This is a genomic window from uncultured Helicobacter sp., assembly GCF_947367035.1.
Lineage (GTDB): Bacteria > Campylobacterota > Campylobacteria > Campylobacterales > Helicobacteraceae > Helicobacter_D.
Genome location: NZ_CANBCA010000019.1, coordinates 1 through 16,704 on the forward strand (window position 1 = coordinate 1; position 16,704 = coordinate 16,704).

The window sequence follows — 16,704 nt, forward strand, 5'->3', positions numbered from 1 at the left end:
GTATTTTGCGCTATTGCGGACGACAAAAAGAGGGGATTACTTATATTTCTTGTCCTACGTGTGGGCGTTTGCAAGCAGATTTAGTTCCACTCCTTCAAGAACTAAAAGAAAGAATGCCCAAGATTAAAACCCCTATGCAGATTTCTGTAATGGGTTGCGCAGTTAATGCACTAGGGGAGGCTAAACACGCTGATGTGGCGATTGCTTTTGGTAGTGGCGATGGATTGATAATAAAGAAGGGAGAGATTGTTGGTAAATACAAACAAGAGAAATTAATTGATGTTTTTATTCAAGAAGTTATCAAAGCAGAGGGAGAGATAATTCAAGCAGCAGAAGTTGAGAGATAAAATTACAAACCTTGTATTTGCATAGGCAATTCCCAAAGAGGTAGAAAAATTGCAAGCGCCAACCATAAAACTAAAGCACCCAGAATTAAAACCATTAAAGGTTCTAGTAGAGTGAGGAGTGTTTCGCTACGCGTAGATAATTCTTCTTGATGAAGCTCAAGTAAGACTTCTAAGGATTCTAAAAACCCTTCTTCATTTTGTGCGCTACAAAGTAATTGAATACTTAGGTTGTCTAGTAAGCCACTTGTGCTAAAAGCTTTTGCAATAGGGATTCCACGCAAAATTGCCTCAAAAATTCCTTTAGATTTTTGTTTGATAGCTTCATTGGTAAGAGATTTAGATGAGATTTCTAGGGCAATTTGTAGGGGCACCTTGCTTTTATAGAGATAAAAGAAGCTAAGAAAAAATTGTGAAAGCTGATAATAGTTTAAGAGTGCGCCCAAATAAGGAATCTTGAGACATAACCTATCTATCGTGTATCGGAATTTCAAGGAGGTTTTATAAAGCCTATAAATCCACAATGTGATTCCACTTAACATTATCACACTAAACCAACCATAATCCAACACAAGAGTACGCATAAAAAGTAAGCTTTTGCTAACAAAGGGCAAAGGTGCATTAATCCCCATAAACAGGACTTCAAATTGAGGTAAAACAAAAAGTGTAATGCCCAAAAATACAGCCATCATCACCAAGAGAACGAAGATCGGATAAAGTAAAATCTTAGTTAAAAGTTTGCGATTCTTTTGCATATTTTTAAGCTCAAGCAAAATAAACTCTATTGCACTATCTAGCATATTTGCCTTTTGCCCAATTTCCAACATAGAGCAAATGAAGTCAGAAAAACCCGCCTCTTTGAAGCTAAGAGAAAGTGGCTTACCAGAGTTAAGTGCAAAAAGTGCTTTGGCAAACCTCGCACTTAATAGAGGATTTTTAGTGTGATTTTGCAAGTTTTCTAAAAGCAAATTTAAGGGTAAATGGGCTTTAAGTCCAAGCTTTAGTTCGTAAAAAGCGCTTAAGATTTCTTTTGTTTTGGGTGGATTGAGCATCAGCAATTTATCTTTGAGGCTTAATTTGCGTGTGATTTTTAACACAAAAAGTTGTTGTGACTGGAGTTTATTTTCTAGCTCTTCTTGTGTTTTGGCGTGATAAGTTTGTGTTTGAATTTTACCTTTTTGTTTGTATTGGACTTGGAAGTTTGGCATTATTTGACAACACGATAAACTTCGCGCGTATCCGTGATTCTATTGGTTGCTAATTGGTGCGCTTTTTGCTCTAAGGTGAAGTTTGGCATTCGCCTTTCTAACCTTTTTAACAATTCTATTTTATTGATACGATGATAAATGAATTCTTCTAGGTCTGGGCTAGCAAGGACAATTTCAGCAATAGCAATTCTCCCTAAATATCCTGTATGATTACAGGATTCACAACCTGTGTTTTGTCCTGTAATGTCGTGAGGATTTTGCTGACAAGTGCAGAGTTTGCGGAGTAGTCGTTGAGCAATGATTCCGCTTAGAGATTGTGCGATGAAATGTGGCTCTAATCCCATATCACGCAAACGCACAATGGTATCTAACGCGTCATTTGTATGCAGTGTAGCAAAAACTAAATGTCCTGTAAAAGCTGCTTGAATTGCAATTTGCAAGCTTTCTTTGTCGCGCACTTCACCTAGAATAATCACATCAGGGTCCTGACGTAAAACATTGCGCAAGATGTTTGCAAAACCAACTTTAGAACTTATTGCAACTTGGTTAATGTGTGGCAAACGATATTCTACAGGGTCTTCAAGCGTGATGATTTTTAAGTTTCTATCTTTTAAGATATTTAGGATTCCATACATTGTAGTGCTTTTGCCACTGCCTGTGGGTCCTGTAACCAATACAAGCCCATAAGGCAAATTAAAAAGTGATTGGATTTGTGTTAGTTCTGTTTCTCCAAAGCCTAGAGATTCCAAAGGCAAAAGCGTTTTGTGCTTGTCTAAAATTCTAAGAACGATAGATTCTCCTTCAATTAATGGAAGAGTGGAAACGCGAAAGTCAAAAGTGCACAGGGTATTGTTTGTATGGAGTAATTCTAACTCAAAACGTCCATCTTGGGGGAGTTTAGATTCTGTAAGATTTAAATGCGATATAAGTTTAATACTAGCACTTAAAGGAGCAAAAAGCCACTCATCAAACAAAAATCTTTCTACAAGCACTCCATCAATACGAAATCTCACACGCGTATGGTTGAAATCACGTTCAAAATGCACATCACTTGCATTTTTAGATACAGCAATTTGCAAGATGAATCGCACAAGGCTTTGGATACTAGAATCTTTCTCTTGGGATTCTTGATTTATTTCTTGTTGAATTTTCTTTAGCAGGTTTTGCAAATATTCTTCTTGTTCTAGCCATATAAGAGCTTTTTCAAAATCTTCTAAATCCATTGTGCCAAACTCTAAAATATAATCTTCAAAGAGATTTTGGAGCGTATCTTTGTGCGGATTGTTTAGGGATTTTAATAGGGCAATTTCTAGTGTATTTGAGGCTTCTTGCACAAGAATTGCTCCAAAATAGCGCATTTGCTCTACCTTTAACCGCAGAGCAGAATCTTTATGGATTTCTTGAAAACTAAAGTGTTTGTGCGAATCTTGGTAACTCAAATTTTTTGTCCTTGTTGCATAAGTTTTAAGAGATTGGCCAGATTTTCATTGTAGTTTTGTTGTAAGAAGTTTTGTAAAATTAAAATAGCTTCTTGTGGATTGCCCTCTAAATACACACTTTTAACAAAAATTTCCCAACTTTCTAAGTTCTTAGGATTTGCCAGGTTTGCGCGTAGGGCTAAATTTTTAGCGCGCGTGTAGTTTTGATTCTCCAATTCTACTCTAGCTTGAATAATAGGGCTTGGAAGAAAAGTTTGAGCAGAGCCTTGAGTCTCTCTGTGTGCGGCTAATGTAGGAATAGAATCTTTTGTTACACTTGTTAGTTTAAACTTTTGGTTGCTGTGAGATTTGCTATTAAAGGATTTGTTTGCAGAAGTTGGGATATGTGCTTTAGAATCTAGTATTTTTTGGGAGGCTATTTGAGGGGAAGTAGATGCAGAATTTTGTCTTTGTTTGAAAGGCTCTAGGCTTAAATGCTTGGTTGCAACCCAACCCTCTTTTGTTTGTAAAAAACCATCGTGTGTATTAGAATATTCGCAGATTTTAGAGTTTTGTTGTAGTTGATAGACGATTTTTGCTTCTAAATTTGGTGCATTGCGAACATTCAATCGATTGGGTTGTACAAAAAAGCAGAGTTTATTTTGGTGAGTTTTTAAACTTTGCGTGGTTTTAAAAGCCCAAAAATCTCCTATCCACACAAGAGTAATACCTCCTAATGCACACAAAATAGCAGTTTTTAACATTTTTTCTCCTTTAATTATGTTAGATTTATCTGATTAATTTTCTAAATTCTCATAAATCTTTTTGCTAACACTTGACTTTTCCTTGAATATGCAGTAATTTTTAAATAATTAAACTTAAAAGTGTTTAAAAATATATGGCTTTTGAAAGGGTTGGTGGTGAATTTAGAGAGAAAAGCCTTTACTTTGTTAGAGTTTTTGATTTTTATTTTAGTGCTAAGCATCTTAATATCAGCAATATTGGGAAGTTTTGCAGTAGTTGGGTTAGAGGATTTTAGAATAACGCAAAATGTAGATATTTATAATGTTCCTATTTGTAACAAAGTTGCACCCAATTGCGTTTTTCGTTCCCCTGTATTAGAATCTTTGCATTTTTATGAAATCAATGCAACAATCCCTTAAGGCAAAAGTATGCAGCGAGGTTTTACTCTCATTGAGATGTTATTTGCATTAATCTTGCTTGGGATTTTGGGTGTTTTAGGCGGCTCAACATTGCTTAAAATTTATCAGAATTACCATTGGCAAAATCATAATTTCACTCAAGAGATTCAAGTGCGCAACGCCCTATTGCAAATTAAACGCTTATTAGAAAATTCTTATTTAGAAAGTCTTATATTAAGCAGTGGTGAGGAGATAGGGATAAATCCATTAAGCTTGAAAGGCAAAAGTTTGATGTTTTATGAGAAGACACAAGAATATGTGAGGATAGGAGATTACGCTTTACCTTGTTTATGTGGCATTATTGAACCTAAAAGCATTAAAATTAGTAATATTTTGATATTAGAATTTTTAAGTTTAGATTCAAATTCTAATAAAATCCTAAATCAAAAGTGCTCACTTTATAGAAAAGCAAATATGCCACAAAAAGCACTTTTTGTTACTCATAATTTTATTGCCCCAAAAGACTTTTATTCCCTTAAATTTCAAGGGAAGATTTTAGAGATAAATGCTAGTAAGATGTTATTGGAGATTCCGTCCTTATTTAGAGATTCTATACCACTAAAGGATTCTTTGCAGATTGCTCCTAAAATTTATTTTTTAGATTCTATTTCTCGTTTGCATTTTGGCAATTCTATTACATTGGAATCTAAAAGTCAATTGCAAAATATACAACCAATTATTGAAAACATTACAGATGTTAAGATTGCAAAAACATCTTTAGGCTTTGCTCTTGAGATATGCATTAAAAGTGTAGAGGCAATCCCATATTGTGAAAGTGTGTTGGTAGTAGAGGTAGAATAATGCGTAATTTAAAGAGTTTAAGAGGTATCGTTTTGTTGCCTTTGATTTTATTCATTTTTTTGGGAACTCTTGTGTTAATTTTGGGAGTAAAGAGCGAGTCTTTCAAGCAAGATTTAAGAGCAATTCATCAGCGCATCTTGTGGCTAGATTTACATTTGTTAAGTTTTAAGGAGCAATTAAAAGTTGAATTAAAATCCAAAGGCTTAACTACGAAAGATTTTTCTACATTTTCTGCAGTGATTGCAGAAGATTATCATTATCGGGCAGTGGTTAAGAAATTAGAGAAAAATTTGGAGCAAAATGGTAATATGGAGGCATTTTATTTTGTAGATATTTTTGGGGTTTATCGCGACAAGCATAAGGAGTTTTTGCAAGAATTTTCTACAAGGCGCGCTTTTATTTTAAGATTGTAACTTTAGATTCAAAGTTTTATAAAATTTATTAAAGTTTATTTATTTCTTGCTTAATTTAAGGGCTTTTTATGGTAATATTTAAAAGTTTTACACAAAGTTTTTGGAAATGATGGAGATTGAATGTTTTCTCTAATTGGCTACTTTTTATTGGCAATTATTATTTCTTTTATTTGTTCTGTGCTAGAAGCTGCTTTGCTTTCTGTTACTCCACCCTTTATGGAGAGTTACGCAAAAACTCACCTCAAAAGTGGCAAGATATTGAAATATTTAAAGTCAAATATTGATAATGCAGTTGGGGCAATTTTGGTCGTCAATACCTTTGCTAATACAGTGGGAGCAGCTGGGGTTGGTGCGCAAGCTGTAGAGATTTTTGGTGAGGCGTGGCAGGGTTTTGTTGCTCTGTTTATGACTTTGTGTATTTTGTATCTCTCTGAAATTTTACCCAAAACCATTGGTGCCACCTATTGGAAAATGATTGTTTCCCCAATGTCTTATTGTGTTTTGGTGCTTTATTGTATTACTTTTCCTTTTGTTTATATCTCCCGTATTATTACGCATTTATTCAAAAGAAAAGATGTTGATCAAATGAGTCGTGATGAAATCTTGGCAATTATGGATTTGGGGGAGAAAAGCGGTTCCATTAATGAGCTAGAAGGCGATATTTTAGAGCATTTAATCTTGCAAAAAACCCTTCAAACAAAAGATATTATGACACCAAAAGAAAAGATTTTTGCTTTAAATGAGGGGATAAGTATTGAAGAATCTGTGAGGGTTTCTAGTGTTTATAAATACTCACGCATTCCTTTATATACTGATACGATAGATAAAATTAACTCTATTGTGTTTAAGAGAAATATTTTGCAAGCCAACCTTGAAAAGAGGGGCAAAGAAGCACTAAAAAGTATCGCAAAAAATATTATAAAAGTAGAATCCGAAATGGGATTGCTAGATTTGTTAGAGAAATTTATCTTGCAAAAAGAGCATTTATTTTTAGTTATAGATGGCAAACAAAATATTGTGGGGATTGTTGCGCTAGAAGATGTCATTAATGCCGCATTAGGTGTCGGTAATTTGCAACATCGTTAGGAGGCTGTTGTGTTCTTGTTGGTTATTTATTGTTTGATCGCAATTGTTTTTACCTTTTTTTGCTCTATTATGGAATCTGTTTTTTTATCCATTACACCTTCTTTTGTTGCGAGTTTTGAAAAGCAGAATCCAAAAATTGGGAGTCATCTTAAGCGCCTTAAAGATAATGTTGATGATGCAGAGGGGGCGATTTTGGTGTTAAATACCTTTGCAACGACCGCAGCGGCAACAGGTGTTGGAATCCAAGTTGCTAAGCTCTATGGTCTCAATTATCAAGCATTGGGCGCAACAATTCTTACCATAGTGCTAATTTATCTCTCTGAAATTTTACCCAAAACCATTGGTGCCACCTATTGGAAGAATTTAGCGCCTTATGTCACGCTAAGTATCCATTATCTTTTAAAAATTGTTTTTCCTTTCGTCCTAATTGCCAAGCTCATTACACGATTTGTTAAGACAAGTTCTAGTTTGTTTATCGGTCGTGATGAAATCTTAGCAGCAAGTCAAATAGGGCATCAAAGTGGCTCTATTTCAATGCGTGAAGAATATATTATAGAAAATCTATTAAAACTCAAAAATTACCAAGCAATTGATATTCTTACACCTCGTAGTGTTGTAGTGTCGTTGTGTTATAGTGACACTTTGCAAAAAGCATTAAAACAAAAGGAGATTCATAATTATTCACGTATTCCTGTTTATGGAGAAAGCGTAGATTCTGTTATTGGGATTGTCCATACGCAAGATATCTTAGAAGCAGGATTGAAGGAGGGTTTGCAAGAGAAGCAAACGATTGGAGATTTTGTGCGTCCTGTTTATATTGTGCCTTTTAGTCTCTCGGTGTTGAATTTGCTAAATCTTTTTATTGCGCAAAAAGAACAACTCTTCGTTGTGCAGGATAGATATGGACAATTTTATGGGGTTGTAACGCGTGAAGATGCGATTGAAACATTGCTTGGCAAAGAGATTTTAGATGAATTTGATGAAGCCGCAGATATGCAAAAGGTTGCAACAGAAAATATCAAAAAATATCGTTTAAAATATTCGGATAAAATTAAAAGCATTCATTAAGCTTTGGAGTCCAAGGAATGTATAATATGTTAAGTGGGCTCAAAACCTTAAGGAATAGTTTTAGGTTGGAATCTCCGATATGCTTTAAGTTCGGGTTGGATTTGTGCAATATCAAATTTAGACTTGCGCTTTTATATACTCATATTAAGTTTTGATTTTCAAAAGAGAATTAATTTAAGATTTCTTTGTGTCTGTATCACAAATACGTAGAATTTGCCACATAAAGCCCGCATACCTCGTCCTTACTTCCTGCGATATGGGGGGATTACGCAATGGTATCTCAATACGAATTTCTAGTTTAAGGGCGTGTAATCTGCGGCATAAAGATGCTGCGTCATTGCAAGTAAATCCTTGCTGACTTTATTTGCTGTGTCAATATCGTTTAAAATAGAAGAGGCATTGTTTGCACTTATTTTATTGTCCAAAATAAGTTTTTCTATTTTGCTAATCGCATTGTCGTCCTCTTGGTCTAGGAGAGCAGAGCCTTTCTTAATACTTGCCAAAATTAACTGAATATTCTCATCAGAGCTTTTTTCAAGATTTTCAATACTGCGCAAAAGCTCTGCTAAATCCACTCGTATTTCATTATAAATTTCTGCTAGAGATTCATTGTTTGTCTGTGCAGCTTCTTTTAAATTGTGGTAAAGCATTTTTAGTTGATGGATAGATTCTACTGCTCTACGTGCAGCATTTTTAATATGGGCAATTTCATTCATTTGGTCTTTCTCGTGGATATGGGTTTGTGCTGTTGTTGCAAAATCAAACATTTTGTCAAATAAATTTTTAATGCTTAATTTGTAGAGATTCTCAAGGTCAATGTCTTTTTTATAGAGCTTTTTGCGTGCAATAATTTCACGAAAAGGTATATCCGAGTGAATCTCTTTGCGCGTGAATCCAAGCGAATAAGTCAAAACTAAGAAGCAGTTATCATAAAGATGTTCCATTTCATTGCGTAAGGCTTCAATCGCCGTGTCGGGGTAAGATACAATGGAATCGTTAATATACATAGGCTCGTATTCTTTTGCCTTTTTATCCACGATGAATTTTTCAAGGAAATAAACCATTTTGCCAATAAAAGGCATCATTAATGCGATTCCCACGATATTAAAGAGTGTGTGGAATGCGGTGAGCTGCAAGATATAATCGTCATTTGCGATTCCAACCACACTGCAAAATTCACGCACGACAAAAATCATTTGTTGCAAAAAGACAACCGCGACAAGTGCGGTAATGCTATTAAAGAGTAAATGTGCAGCCGCAAGTCTCTTGCCCGCAATATTTGTGCCAATAGAGCCGATGATTGCCATTACCGTGCTGCCAATGTTTGAACCAATGGCGAATCCCAAAGCGTTTTCATAGCTCATTTGTCCCGCGGCTAGAATCGTGATAGCCACAAGCAAACTCGCATTAGAGCTTTGCATAATCACGGTTAGCACAATTCCGATAAAGACAAACAAAAACACACCCGCCATTCCGCTAATTTGCCCATATTGTGCAATATCCACGATGTCTTTTAGCTCATTAAAACCGCTTTTTACAAGAGAGATTCCAAGGAAAAAGAATCCGATTCCACAAAGAATTGAACCAAACGCCTTTGTGCTTTTGGAGTTTTGGAGATTTAAAATCACGCCAAAGACTAGCAGAGGCATTGTAACAGAGGAAATATCAAACTTCACACCCGCAATGGCAATCACCCACGCAACAATGGTTGTCCCAAGATTCGCCCCAAAAATAATCCCGATTCCTTGTCCAAGCGTGATAAAACCAGCGGCTAGAAAGGAGATTGCAAGGACAGAGACAAGCCCACTGCTTTGCATAATCATCGTAGAGATTGCACCAAAGATTAAGCTTTTGGTTGCGGTGTTTGCCCATTTTTTTAGCACTCTTTCAATGAAAGTGCTAAAGTTCCCAAAGCCATTTTTAAGACACATAATTCCGTATAAAAAGATTGCGATTCCAGAACCTGCTTCCAAAAACGAGCTTGATTCGTAAAATAGGAATCCCAAAATACCAAAAACAAGTAATAAAATGATACTGCGCATTGGATTTCCTTGAAATTGTCAATAATAGATTGTGAAAGTGTAATTTTATAACGATTCTTAAATGAGAAACTTAAAAATAAATAATGATTTGGAATTTTTGCAAATATTTTGCCTCAACTTATACATTTTGTAACTTAGTTGTCTTTGGTTTTTAAATATTCTTCCTTGATATTTGCTTCAATTTTGAGTAATTCCTCATAATGTTGTTTGCTTAAATTTAAAGTCTCCTCAAATTTAAAACCTAGCATTACAATGCGATAGAGATTGGGTTTGTGTTTTTTCCAATTATAAAGCGTTTTGGTATCAATCTGCAAAAACCCTGCAATATCACGTTGTGAGAGTTTGGGGCGAAAAAAATAATAATTCTCTTGCTTTGGCATAAGATTCCTTAAAATGTGTATTTTTTAAGGAAATGTATAGAGTTTTTTTATAATTTCTAACAAAGGAATAATTACTTATTTATATTATTATTAAGGTAATTATTCCTTGTATTATTTTTTGAAATATTGTAAAATGTAACCCAGCTTTTTAGCTTTCAAATATAAGGAGATTCTTAAAATGGAACAAAATGTTGTGAATAGTCTAATGTCGCAATGGAGAGGCAAAATTCCTAGCGATTCTACTTTTGGGATTCAAGAGGAATTGAAATCGTTAAATGGAGGAGCAGAAAGGCTTTATGGGCTTCCCTTAAAATCTAAGGTCGTTGGGTTGCTTTTGGGATTGTTTTTGGGCAGTTTTGGTGCGGATAGATTCTACAAGGGCGATAAGAAGCTTGGAATCTACAAATTGGCTTTATTTTTGGCTTGGATTATCATAGGCAATGTTGGAGTGGCTGTTGGTGGAGGTGCGATTATTGGTGGAATTGCTGGTTTATTAGGCTTTGCTTTAATGTTGTGGTGCATTGCAGATTTGTTTTTGGTATGGAAAGGAATCCCAAAGGATAATCTAATAGCAATTCAACAAGCCATCGCAAATACACAATAAGAATTGAATATGAAATTAATTTTTAAATATGCTTTTATCGTGTTTGATTTTGGTTTGTTGTTGAGCGGTTGTGGTAAGACAAGTTGCGATGATGATGGCATAGCAGACCAAGCCCTTAATATATTGCTACAAGAATACAAGCAAACTGCTAAGGATTTGGGATTTTACACGAGCAATGTTGTGTTGCTAGATGCCGAACAAAATATTTGTCAGGCAAAGGTTGGAATAAAAGTGTTAGATGAATTTACAAAAATGATACAAAGCAAAGAAATGCAAAAAAAGATGACTGATGATCCAGGTCTTGGACTTTTTGTCGCTATGGCAACAAGCAGTTTCCTGATTTATCGCTTAATGGGTTATGATGTTTCCATAGATGTTGATAAACAAGAGATTGTCAATGAACCAGATATACAAAAAATGAGTGGAGAGGAGAGAAATAAATACATATCTTATACGCAGGTTTTGGGGACTTTTTTAGATGCCACAATTAATTATAAGGTTACTAGCAACAATAAAGGTGATGAATATATTATCGCAGAAATAAACAAATAAGGAGCAACAATGTTGTATGAATTGCCTAAAGGAGCAGAGATTGAACTATTGGATTCACATTATAAATCCGATAGTTTTCAGGGAGGGAGGTTGTTTAAGTCTTTCTTTGTAGAATTTTGCGAACAAGCGTTTGCGGTAAATCTCAAAGCACAAAAGGGCTTGGGGCTTTTCCCAATAGCGTTTGAGGAGAAAAATGCTTATGCGAGTATCGGCTATACACTGCATTCTTTGACACCTTATGTGTTTAGTGAGAATCCCATTAAATACAGGACAAAGGCTAAAGGAGAGGGGGAAAAGCAGGATAGAAATGGACTTATAGATTTTTGGTGTGCGGAAAAAGATTTTAAATTTGAAGCTTATATAGAATCCAAAAAACTATGGTTGAATATCGGTAAAAGTGCATATTGGAAATTTGATAGCGCGTGTGAAGCACGTATTGATGACGCAATTTCTCAAATCAAAAGGCTTAAAAGCGCAGGAGTGGATAAAGAGGGTGTCAAATACACAAAGGGAGCGGTGTTTAAAGTCGCACTCTTTCAGATTCCAATCGTTTATCACCCTAGATTCAAGCCAGAGGAAGTGGATTTGGAATCCGCACCGAAGCATTTGGAGAATCTCTTAGCAGATAAGCTTAAAAACAATATGGGCTTACTCCTTAGTGTGTTGGATATGCGTCCTTTTGGTGGTTTAGAAGAAGTGGAGTGCAATCCCTTTAATGTCCTTGCTGCTGTGGTAATGCAATAATTATCTTATCAAGTGTTAATTATTGTTTAGATTCCACTCTTAAATCCACAATTCTTGCCTTGCCTCTAAAGACTTTCAAGGTTACAATCGCTTGATTGTTGGGTTTGGCAAGGAGATTTTGAATCTCTCTCGCCTTTTCTTTAGTTGTGAAGTATTTTTCTATATTTCCCAAAGAGAGCCGCGGGGAATAGTAGGGAGAGATTTTCGTTTGGATACAAAGTGGATTCTTTGTCGGTTTTGCTAGAATCTCTTGAAAGGTAAAATTCTCTTTGTCTGCCTTTTTGAGACATACAAAAACTCCTGTTAATGCGGCTTCCGTGAGTTCAGATTCCTCTAATCTTAACCCATAATCAAGCCACACAAAATTCCCTGCGAGTAAATCTCTAGGGTCGTATCCTTTGGCGATGACTTTCACTTCTGTGCCAAAATATATTGGCAAATAAGCATTGATAAACATTGTGCCAATCAAAGTAAATTGTAATGCGCACGCAAGAAAAATCCATTTTATCTTAAGCATTTTTTCTCCTTGCAAAAAGAAGCAATCCCAATCCAAAGCACAAGAATACTACACTTGCGCCAATATAATCTCCCAATAAATCTAAATAACGAATCACTATCAATAACGAAAAAGTAAGTAATCCCAAAATTTTATGATTTTCTTTGATGAAATGAACACCTAATAAGAAAGTAAAGAATGAATAAAACCCTTTAAGAATGATTGCGTTTGTCGGATATAAAGCGGAATAATTACCAATCAATAAAAGACTTATTGTCAAAATGCCTAAAAAATAGTGTTTGAAATACAGATTGATTGCACCCAATAAAATCAATAAGGCAGATAGAGAGGTAGAGGAGCTTGATAAGAATAAATGGTTTGCATCATAACTTAGAGCAACAAGGGTCAAAGCTAAAGCAAAATAGGCGTAAGATTGGTAAGACTTGAGATGAAAACCTAAAACAATTAAAGAAAGCCATACAAAGGCTGATAAATTTAAACTATTCCCCTGAAAGTTGTATAGGTATAAGCTTAAAAACACAAAATTTAAGAAGGCAAGGAATCTCGTAGCATTTAAAGAAAGACAAAAAAGGATTCCGCTTTGCACTATAATCCCAAGCACAATGAGACAAATAAATAAATGAATGGAGTGATTGTCAAAACTTAAAAAATACCATACGCTAGTGAATAAATACCCTACTATGAAAATGGAGAAGGATTTTAGGGCAAAAGCCAATACTAACACGATACAACCAACACTCAAAAATGCTAAAGCAGTATCCTCTCCTAAGTGATAAATTTGTGAAATTAGAGCTATATTTGCAAGCAAAACAAAACTGCTTAGGATTCCAAAACTCTGCTTGAATAGAGGGCTTTTGGAGTAAAATATCCCTAAATGTGTAGAAAATAGTGCGGTGAGGAGCAAAAAAGTCTTAAAAATATTTGGAATCTGCTCCCAATTATAAGCAACAAGCGTGAGGATAGAAAGCCCTATAAATATAAAGGCAAAAATAACTAGAAAAGGAAAATCTGAACTTTTATTAAGAGAATAAGAGTCAAGAATTTCCTTTTCTTGTTCTTTGTTGATAAGACCCTCATTGGCAAGTCTAGCGATTTCAGATTTTAGAAAAGATTTTTTATTGAAAAACAATTTTCAATCCTTAGTGTAATGATAAATCTTATCAAATGTTAAGAATGAGATTATAAAGATTTTTGTGGCATAAATTTTATGTTTGCAAGAAAATTGCAAACATAAAAAGTTATTGATTAGTTTTTGTTCTTATCGACAAGTTTTCCAGCAGCAATCCAAGGCATCATTTCACGCAATCTTGTGCCAACTTTTTCAATCGGGTGATTTGCTAGATTTTTTCGCTCTGCATTCATCCTTGCATATCCCGCCTTGCGCTCTAGAATAAAGTCTTTTGCAAATCTACCCTCTTGAATATCTTTTAAAATTGTCCGCATTGCCTTTTTGGATTCTTCATTAATAACGCGCGGACCGCTTATCATATCGCCATATTCTGCAGTATTTGAAATAGAATAGCGCATATCTGCCAAACCACCTTGATAAATTAAATCCACAATAAGTTTTAATTCGTGTAAGCACTCAAAATATGCCATTTCTTCAGGATAGCCTGCTTCAACCAATGTTTCAAATCCAGCTTTAACCAAGCTAGAGATGCCACCGCAAAGCACTGCTTGTTCGCCAAACAAGTCGGTTTCTGTTTCGTCTTTGAAAGTTGTTTCAATGATTCCACTGCGTCCCCCGCCAATTGCACTTGCATAACTTAGTGCGATTGCTTTTGCATTGCCCTTGCTTGTGTCTTGTTCTACCGCAATTAAATCAGGGATTCCACCACCTTTGGCAAATTCACTGCGAACCGTGTGCCCTGGCGCTTTTGGCGCGACCATTATCACACCCACTCCTTTAGGAGCTTTGATTTGTCCAAAATGCACATTGAAGCCGTGTCCAAATGCAATGATTTGGTCTTCATTTAAATTTGGTTCAATATCACGCATAAATACATCGGCTTGTAGCTCATCGGGGATTAGAATCATTACCAAGTCTGCCCATTTAGTCGCTTCGCTTACTTCTAAGACTTTGAAGTTTTTTGCTACCGCTTTATCCCAACTTTTGCCGCCTTTATAAAGCCCGATTGCCACTTCTACACCAGAATCGCGTAAGTTTTCTGCGTGTGCGTGTCCTTGTGAGCCAAATCCAATAATAGCAACTTTTTTCTTTTGAATAAGCCCTAAATCACAATCTTTGTCATAATAAACTTTTAATGCCATCTTTTCCTCTTTTTAAGTAAAATGTAAGATTTATGATTATATTGCATTTTTCCTTAGTGGATACTTTGCTATATGGAATCTTATTAGATAAATTCACATTTGATTGGAGGCATATTTTGTGAATTTGTAATTTTGTCTTTAGTTTCTAATTTGAAATAAAAAATTTATAAGGAAGCAAATATAGTATAATTGAGATAAATTATTGATGAGGATTTTAAAATGTTGCTTTCTTATCTATTGTTTTTGGCACTTTTTTCTATTTTGCTTTACAAGGTTTTTTCTATGTTCCGAGATTGATATGTTAGATTATTTTTTGTAGGCATAATACAAAAACGCACCCATTCCTACCACAAATACAACACTTAAAAAAACAAGCATAATGATGTCTAATAATCCCATATTATTCCTTTAAATTGTGTTCTCTTAGTTGCCCACACGCTGCGCTAATGTCTAAACCTTTGGATTCTCTAATGGTGCATAAAAGCCCTTTTTTAAGTAAAAATTCCCTAAAAGCCTCTATTTTTTCTACACTTGGACGCTTATAAATACTTCCCTCGTGAGGGTTAAAATAGATTAGATTCACCTTTGCTTTGATTTTATTCAGTAAGGCGACAAGTTTTTTTGCGCTATCTAAGCCATCGTTTAGGCTATCAATCACAAGATATTCAAACATCACCTTTTTACGATTATCAATGGGAAATTGTGCCACTTCATCAATCACCGCTTGGATATTGTAGGCTTTGTTGATTGGCATAAGCTCTGTTCTTAGCGTATCATCAACAGCGTGCAAGGAGATTGCTAATTGCACACCCAAATTTAATTCAGCTAACTTTTTTATTTTTGGAGCAATTCCGCTTGTAGAGATTGTTTGCCTACGCACAGAGATGTTTAAGCCTTCTAATTCGCTTAAGATATGAATACATTGTGTAACATTTGTTAAATTGTCTAGTGGCTCTCCCATTCCCATATAGACAATATTAACGGCTTTGTTATTGGGTAGATTTTGGTCTTTTTTAATTGCAAAGACTTGATAAACAATTTCACTTGCATTTAAATTTCGCACAAATCCCCCCTTTGCAGTGAGACAAAAACTACAACCCACTTTACAGCCGATTTGTGATGAGAGGCAAAGAGTGAATTTACCTTCTTTCATTTTTAAAAATACCGCTTCATATGTTAAATTATCTTTTGTTGCGAATAGATATTTCACACTTCCATCTTTGCTTTGTTCTTTTTGTTTTATACAAATATTTTGAGTTGTAAAATGTTCATTTAAATAAAGCTTTAAATCTTTTGGCAGATTGTTCATTTTATTAAATTTATCTTCATAACATACATAAAGCCAATGGTAGATTTGTTTTGCACGAAACTTTTGAAATCCTGCTTGTTCTAAGGCAATGCTTAATTGTTCTAAGGTCAAATCAAAGATATTTTGCTTGAGGTTTTGTGGTAATCTATCCATTGTTTCCTTTCTTGATAATGGTTTATTAAATCTTTTGCTTAGCGTAAATATAGGATTTTAATTTTTCCATTGCCATTTTATGGTTGGCAAGAAATTGTTTTTGCGCATTTGGGTGAATATAGTTTGTAACACAAAAAATTCCAAGTGCAGGTAGTTTGAATGCTTTTGCAACTTGTAAGATACTAAAAAATTCCATATTTTCATAAGTGATTCCAAGGTTTAAGAATTGCTTAGCAAATGTAGAATCGGTCGTGATATAATTGCTAGAATTGACAATGTTTTGTTGTCTCGGAAGAATATCAATAGAATCTTTTATGATTGTTTCACATGAAACATTGGTTAAAAAATTATCCAAAGGCGTATAGGATTTTCGTTGCAAAAAGGATAATTCTATATTTGCTGCACTTTGTGTTTCAAAGACTTCTAGTAATGGAATGGAATCCGTATAAGCACCACAAGTGCCAATAAAGATAATTTCTTCTGGTTTATCATATAAAATGGAACGTGTCAAGTTTATCGTGGATTCTATTAAACCCACCCCAATGCTTTTAGCAAATGAAAAAGATTCTATTTTCCCTGCACAATAAATCAT

General features: G+C 34.8%; 19 protein-coding genes. 9 read left to right on the top strand and 10 right to left on the bottom strand.

Annotation, left to right across the window (positions count from 1 at the left end; all coding sequences use genetic code 11):
* On the top strand, positions 1 to 347 hold a 347-nt coding region (locus Q0Y61_RS06885; protein ID WP_297813431.1), incomplete at its 5' end, for a flavodoxin-dependent (E)-4-hydroxy-3-methylbut-2-enyl-diphosphate synthase.
* A gap of 2 nt (positions 348 to 349) precedes the next feature.
* On the opposite strand, the gene Q0Y61_RS06890 is transcribed toward Q0Y61_RS06885, so the two are convergent.
* From Q0Y61_RS06890 to Q0Y61_RS06900, 3 genes are read right to left on the bottom strand one after another with little or no spacing between them, the layout of a single operon-like run.
* On the bottom strand, positions 350 to 1,552 hold the full coding sequence (locus tag Q0Y61_RS06890) for a type II secretion system F family protein (protein WP_297813434.1): 1,203 nt from the start codon (positions 1,550 to 1,552) through the stop codon (positions 350 to 352).
* Positions 1,552 to 2,991 (bottom strand): GspE/PulE family protein, encoded by a 1,440-nt coding sequence (locus tag Q0Y61_RS06895; RefSeq protein WP_297813438.1) that lies wholly within the window; start codon positions 2,989 to 2,991, stop codon positions 1,552 to 1,554. Before Q0Y61_RS06895 ends, Q0Y61_RS06890 begins: the two co-directional genes overlap by 1 nt.
* Positions 2,988 to 3,734, bottom strand: coding sequence for an SH3 domain-containing protein (locus Q0Y61_RS06900; RefSeq protein ID WP_297813441.1), 747 nt, complete (start codon positions 3,732 to 3,734; stop codon positions 2,988 to 2,990). Before Q0Y61_RS06900 ends, Q0Y61_RS06895 begins: the two co-directional genes overlap by 4 nt.
* Before the next feature lie 156 nt (positions 3,735 to 3,890).
* Here Q0Y61_RS06900 and Q0Y61_RS06905 point away from each other — a divergent pair, with 156 nt between their 5' ends.
* The 5 genes from Q0Y61_RS06905 (at position 3,891) to Q0Y61_RS06925 (ending at position 7,540) form a co-directional block, all read left to right on the top strand.
* Positions 3,891 to 4,133 carry a type II secretion system protein gene (locus tag Q0Y61_RS06905; RefSeq protein ID WP_297813443.1) on the top strand — a complete coding sequence of 81 codons (243 nt, stop codon included), beginning with the start codon at positions 3,891 to 3,893 and terminating at the stop codon, positions 4,131 to 4,133.
* A gap of 9 nt (positions 4,134 to 4,142) precedes the next feature.
* Entirely contained in the window at positions 4,143 to 4,973 is an 831-nt protein-coding gene (locus Q0Y61_RS06910; RefSeq protein ID WP_297813445.1) for a prepilin-type N-terminal cleavage/methylation domain-containing protein, read from the top strand.
* Positions 4,973 to 5,386: a hypothetical protein gene (locus tag Q0Y61_RS06915; protein ID WP_297813448.1), complete on the top strand. Its 414-nt coding sequence runs from the start codon at positions 4,973 to 4,975 to the stop codon at positions 5,384 to 5,386. The genes Q0Y61_RS06910 and Q0Y61_RS06915 overlap by 1 nt, the downstream gene beginning before the upstream one ends.
* 120 nt (positions 5,387 to 5,506) lie before the next feature.
* Positions 5,507 to 6,472, top strand: coding sequence for a CNNM domain-containing protein (locus tag Q0Y61_RS06920; protein WP_297813451.1), 966 nt, complete (start codon positions 5,507 to 5,509; stop codon positions 6,470 to 6,472).
* Positions 6,473 to 6,481: 9 nt separating this feature from the next.
* A complete protein-coding gene (locus Q0Y61_RS06925; protein WP_297813454.1) occupies positions 6,482 to 7,540 on the top strand; it encodes a CNNM domain-containing protein in 1,059 nt (352 codons plus the stop codon).
* A gap of 293 nt (positions 7,541 to 7,833) precedes the next feature.
* On the opposite strand, the gene Q0Y61_RS06930 is transcribed toward Q0Y61_RS06925, so the two are convergent.
* Positions 7,834 to 9,582, bottom strand: coding sequence for a Na/Pi symporter (locus Q0Y61_RS06930; RefSeq protein WP_297813457.1), 1,749 nt, complete (start codon positions 9,580 to 9,582; stop codon positions 7,834 to 7,836).
* A gap of 134 nt (positions 9,583 to 9,716) precedes the next feature.
* Positions 9,717 to 9,962, bottom strand: a complete 246-nt coding sequence (locus tag Q0Y61_RS06935) for a transcriptional regulator (RefSeq protein WP_297813461.1) — start codon at positions 9,960 to 9,962, stop codon at positions 9,717 to 9,719.
* A 178-nt stretch (positions 9,963 to 10,140) separates the two neighbouring features.
* On the opposite strand from Q0Y61_RS06935, the gene Q0Y61_RS06940 reads away from it, so the two are divergent.
* The 3 genes from Q0Y61_RS06940 to Q0Y61_RS06950 are packed head-to-tail and all read left to right on the top strand — an operon-like array spanning position 10,141 to position 11,862.
* Positions 10,141 to 10,566, top strand: a complete 426-nt coding sequence (locus tag Q0Y61_RS06940; protein ID WP_297813464.1) for an NINE protein — start codon at positions 10,141 to 10,143, stop codon at positions 10,564 to 10,566.
* A 9-nt stretch (positions 10,567 to 10,575) separates the two neighbouring features.
* Positions 10,576 to 11,118: a hypothetical protein gene (locus tag Q0Y61_RS06945; protein WP_297813467.1), complete on the top strand. Its 543-nt coding sequence runs from the start codon at positions 10,576 to 10,578 to the stop codon at positions 11,116 to 11,118.
* 9 nt (positions 11,119 to 11,127) lie between these two features.
* On the top strand, positions 11,128 to 11,862 hold the full coding sequence (locus Q0Y61_RS06950; protein ID WP_297813470.1) for a hypothetical protein: 735 nt from the start codon (positions 11,128 to 11,130) through the stop codon (positions 11,860 to 11,862).
* Positions 11,863 to 11,881: 19 nt separating this feature from the next.
* On the opposite strand, the gene Q0Y61_RS06955 is transcribed toward Q0Y61_RS06950, so the two are convergent.
* The 5 genes from Q0Y61_RS06955 to Q0Y61_RS06975 all read right to left on the bottom strand — a co-directional run bounded on the left by Q0Y61_RS06955 (position 11,882) and on the right by Q0Y61_RS06975 (position 16,704).
* Positions 11,882 to 12,379 carry a GDYXXLXY domain-containing protein gene (locus tag Q0Y61_RS06955; protein ID WP_297813473.1) on the bottom strand — a complete coding sequence of 166 codons (498 nt, stop codon included), beginning with the start codon at positions 12,377 to 12,379 and terminating at the stop codon, positions 11,882 to 11,884.
* The gene (locus Q0Y61_RS06960) at positions 12,372 to 13,508 is read right to left on the bottom strand and encodes a DUF2157 domain-containing protein (protein WP_297813476.1); all 1,137 of its coding nucleotides are present in this window, start codon (positions 13,506 to 13,508) and stop codon (positions 12,372 to 12,374) included. Before Q0Y61_RS06960 ends, Q0Y61_RS06955 begins: the two co-directional genes overlap by 8 nt.
* 116 nt (positions 13,509 to 13,624) lie before the next feature.
* Positions 13,625 to 14,650, bottom strand: coding sequence for a ketol-acid reductoisomerase (gene ilvC, locus Q0Y61_RS06965; protein ID WP_297813479.1), 1,026 nt, complete (start codon positions 14,648 to 14,650; stop codon positions 13,625 to 13,627).
* A gap of 400 nt (positions 14,651 to 15,050) precedes the next feature.
* A complete protein-coding gene (gene rlmN / locus Q0Y61_RS06970; RefSeq protein WP_297813482.1) occupies positions 15,051 to 16,112 on the bottom strand; it encodes a 23S rRNA (adenine(2503)-C(2))-methyltransferase RlmN in 1,062 nt (353 codons plus the stop codon).
* A gap of 25 nt (positions 16,113 to 16,137) precedes the next feature.
* Positions 16,138 to 16,704 (bottom strand): purine-nucleoside phosphorylase, encoded by a 567-nt coding sequence (locus tag Q0Y61_RS06975; protein ID WP_297813484.1) that lies wholly within the window; start codon positions 16,702 to 16,704, stop codon positions 16,138 to 16,140.

Coding starts and splice junctions, on each gene's coding strand:
- Q0Y61_RS06890 (WP_297813434.1), bottom strand. CDS start 1,552: ATGCCAAACTTCCAAGTCCAATACAAACAAAAAGGTAAAATTCAAACA.
- Q0Y61_RS06900 (WP_297813441.1), bottom strand. CDS start 3,734: ATGTTAAAAACTGCTATTTTGTGTGCATTAGGAGGTATTACTCTTGTG.
- Q0Y61_RS06910 (WP_297813445.1), top strand. CDS start 4,143: ATGCAGCGAGGTTTTACTCTCATTGAGATGTTATTTGCATTAATCTTG.
- Q0Y61_RS06915 (WP_297813448.1), top strand. CDS start 4,973: ATGCGTAATTTAAAGAGTTTAAGAGGTATCGTTTTGTTGCCTTTGATT.
- Q0Y61_RS06920 (WP_297813451.1), top strand. CDS start 5,507: ATGTTTTCTCTAATTGGCTACTTTTTATTGGCAATTATTATTTCTTTT.
- Q0Y61_RS06930 (WP_297813457.1), bottom strand. CDS start 9,582: ATGCGCAGTATCATTTTATTACTTGTTTTTGGTATTTTGGGATTCCTA.
- Q0Y61_RS06935 (WP_297813461.1), bottom strand. CDS start 9,962: ATGCCAAAGCAAGAGAATTATTATTTTTTTCGCCCCAAACTCTCACAA.
- Q0Y61_RS06940 (WP_297813464.1), top strand. CDS start 10,141: ATGGAACAAAATGTTGTGAATAGTCTAATGTCGCAATGGAGAGGCAAA.
- Q0Y61_RS06945 (WP_297813467.1), top strand. CDS start 10,576: ATGAAATTAATTTTTAAATATGCTTTTATCGTGTTTGATTTTGGTTTG.
- Q0Y61_RS06950 (WP_297813470.1), top strand. CDS start 11,128: ATGTTGTATGAATTGCCTAAAGGAGCAGAGATTGAACTATTGGATTCA.
- Q0Y61_RS06955 (WP_297813473.1), bottom strand. CDS start 12,379: ATGCTTAAGATAAAATGGATTTTTCTTGCGTGCGCATTACAATTTACT.
- ilvC (WP_297813479.1), bottom strand. CDS start 14,650: ATGGCATTAAAAGTTTATTATGACAAAGATTGTGATTTAGGGCTTATT.
- rlmN (WP_297813482.1), bottom strand. CDS start 16,112: ATGGATAGATTACCACAAAACCTCAAGCAAAATATCTTTGATTTGACC.
- Q0Y61_RS06975 (WP_297813484.1), bottom strand. CDS start 16,704: ATGATTTATTGTGCAGGGAAAATAGAATCTTTTTCATTTGCTAAAAGC.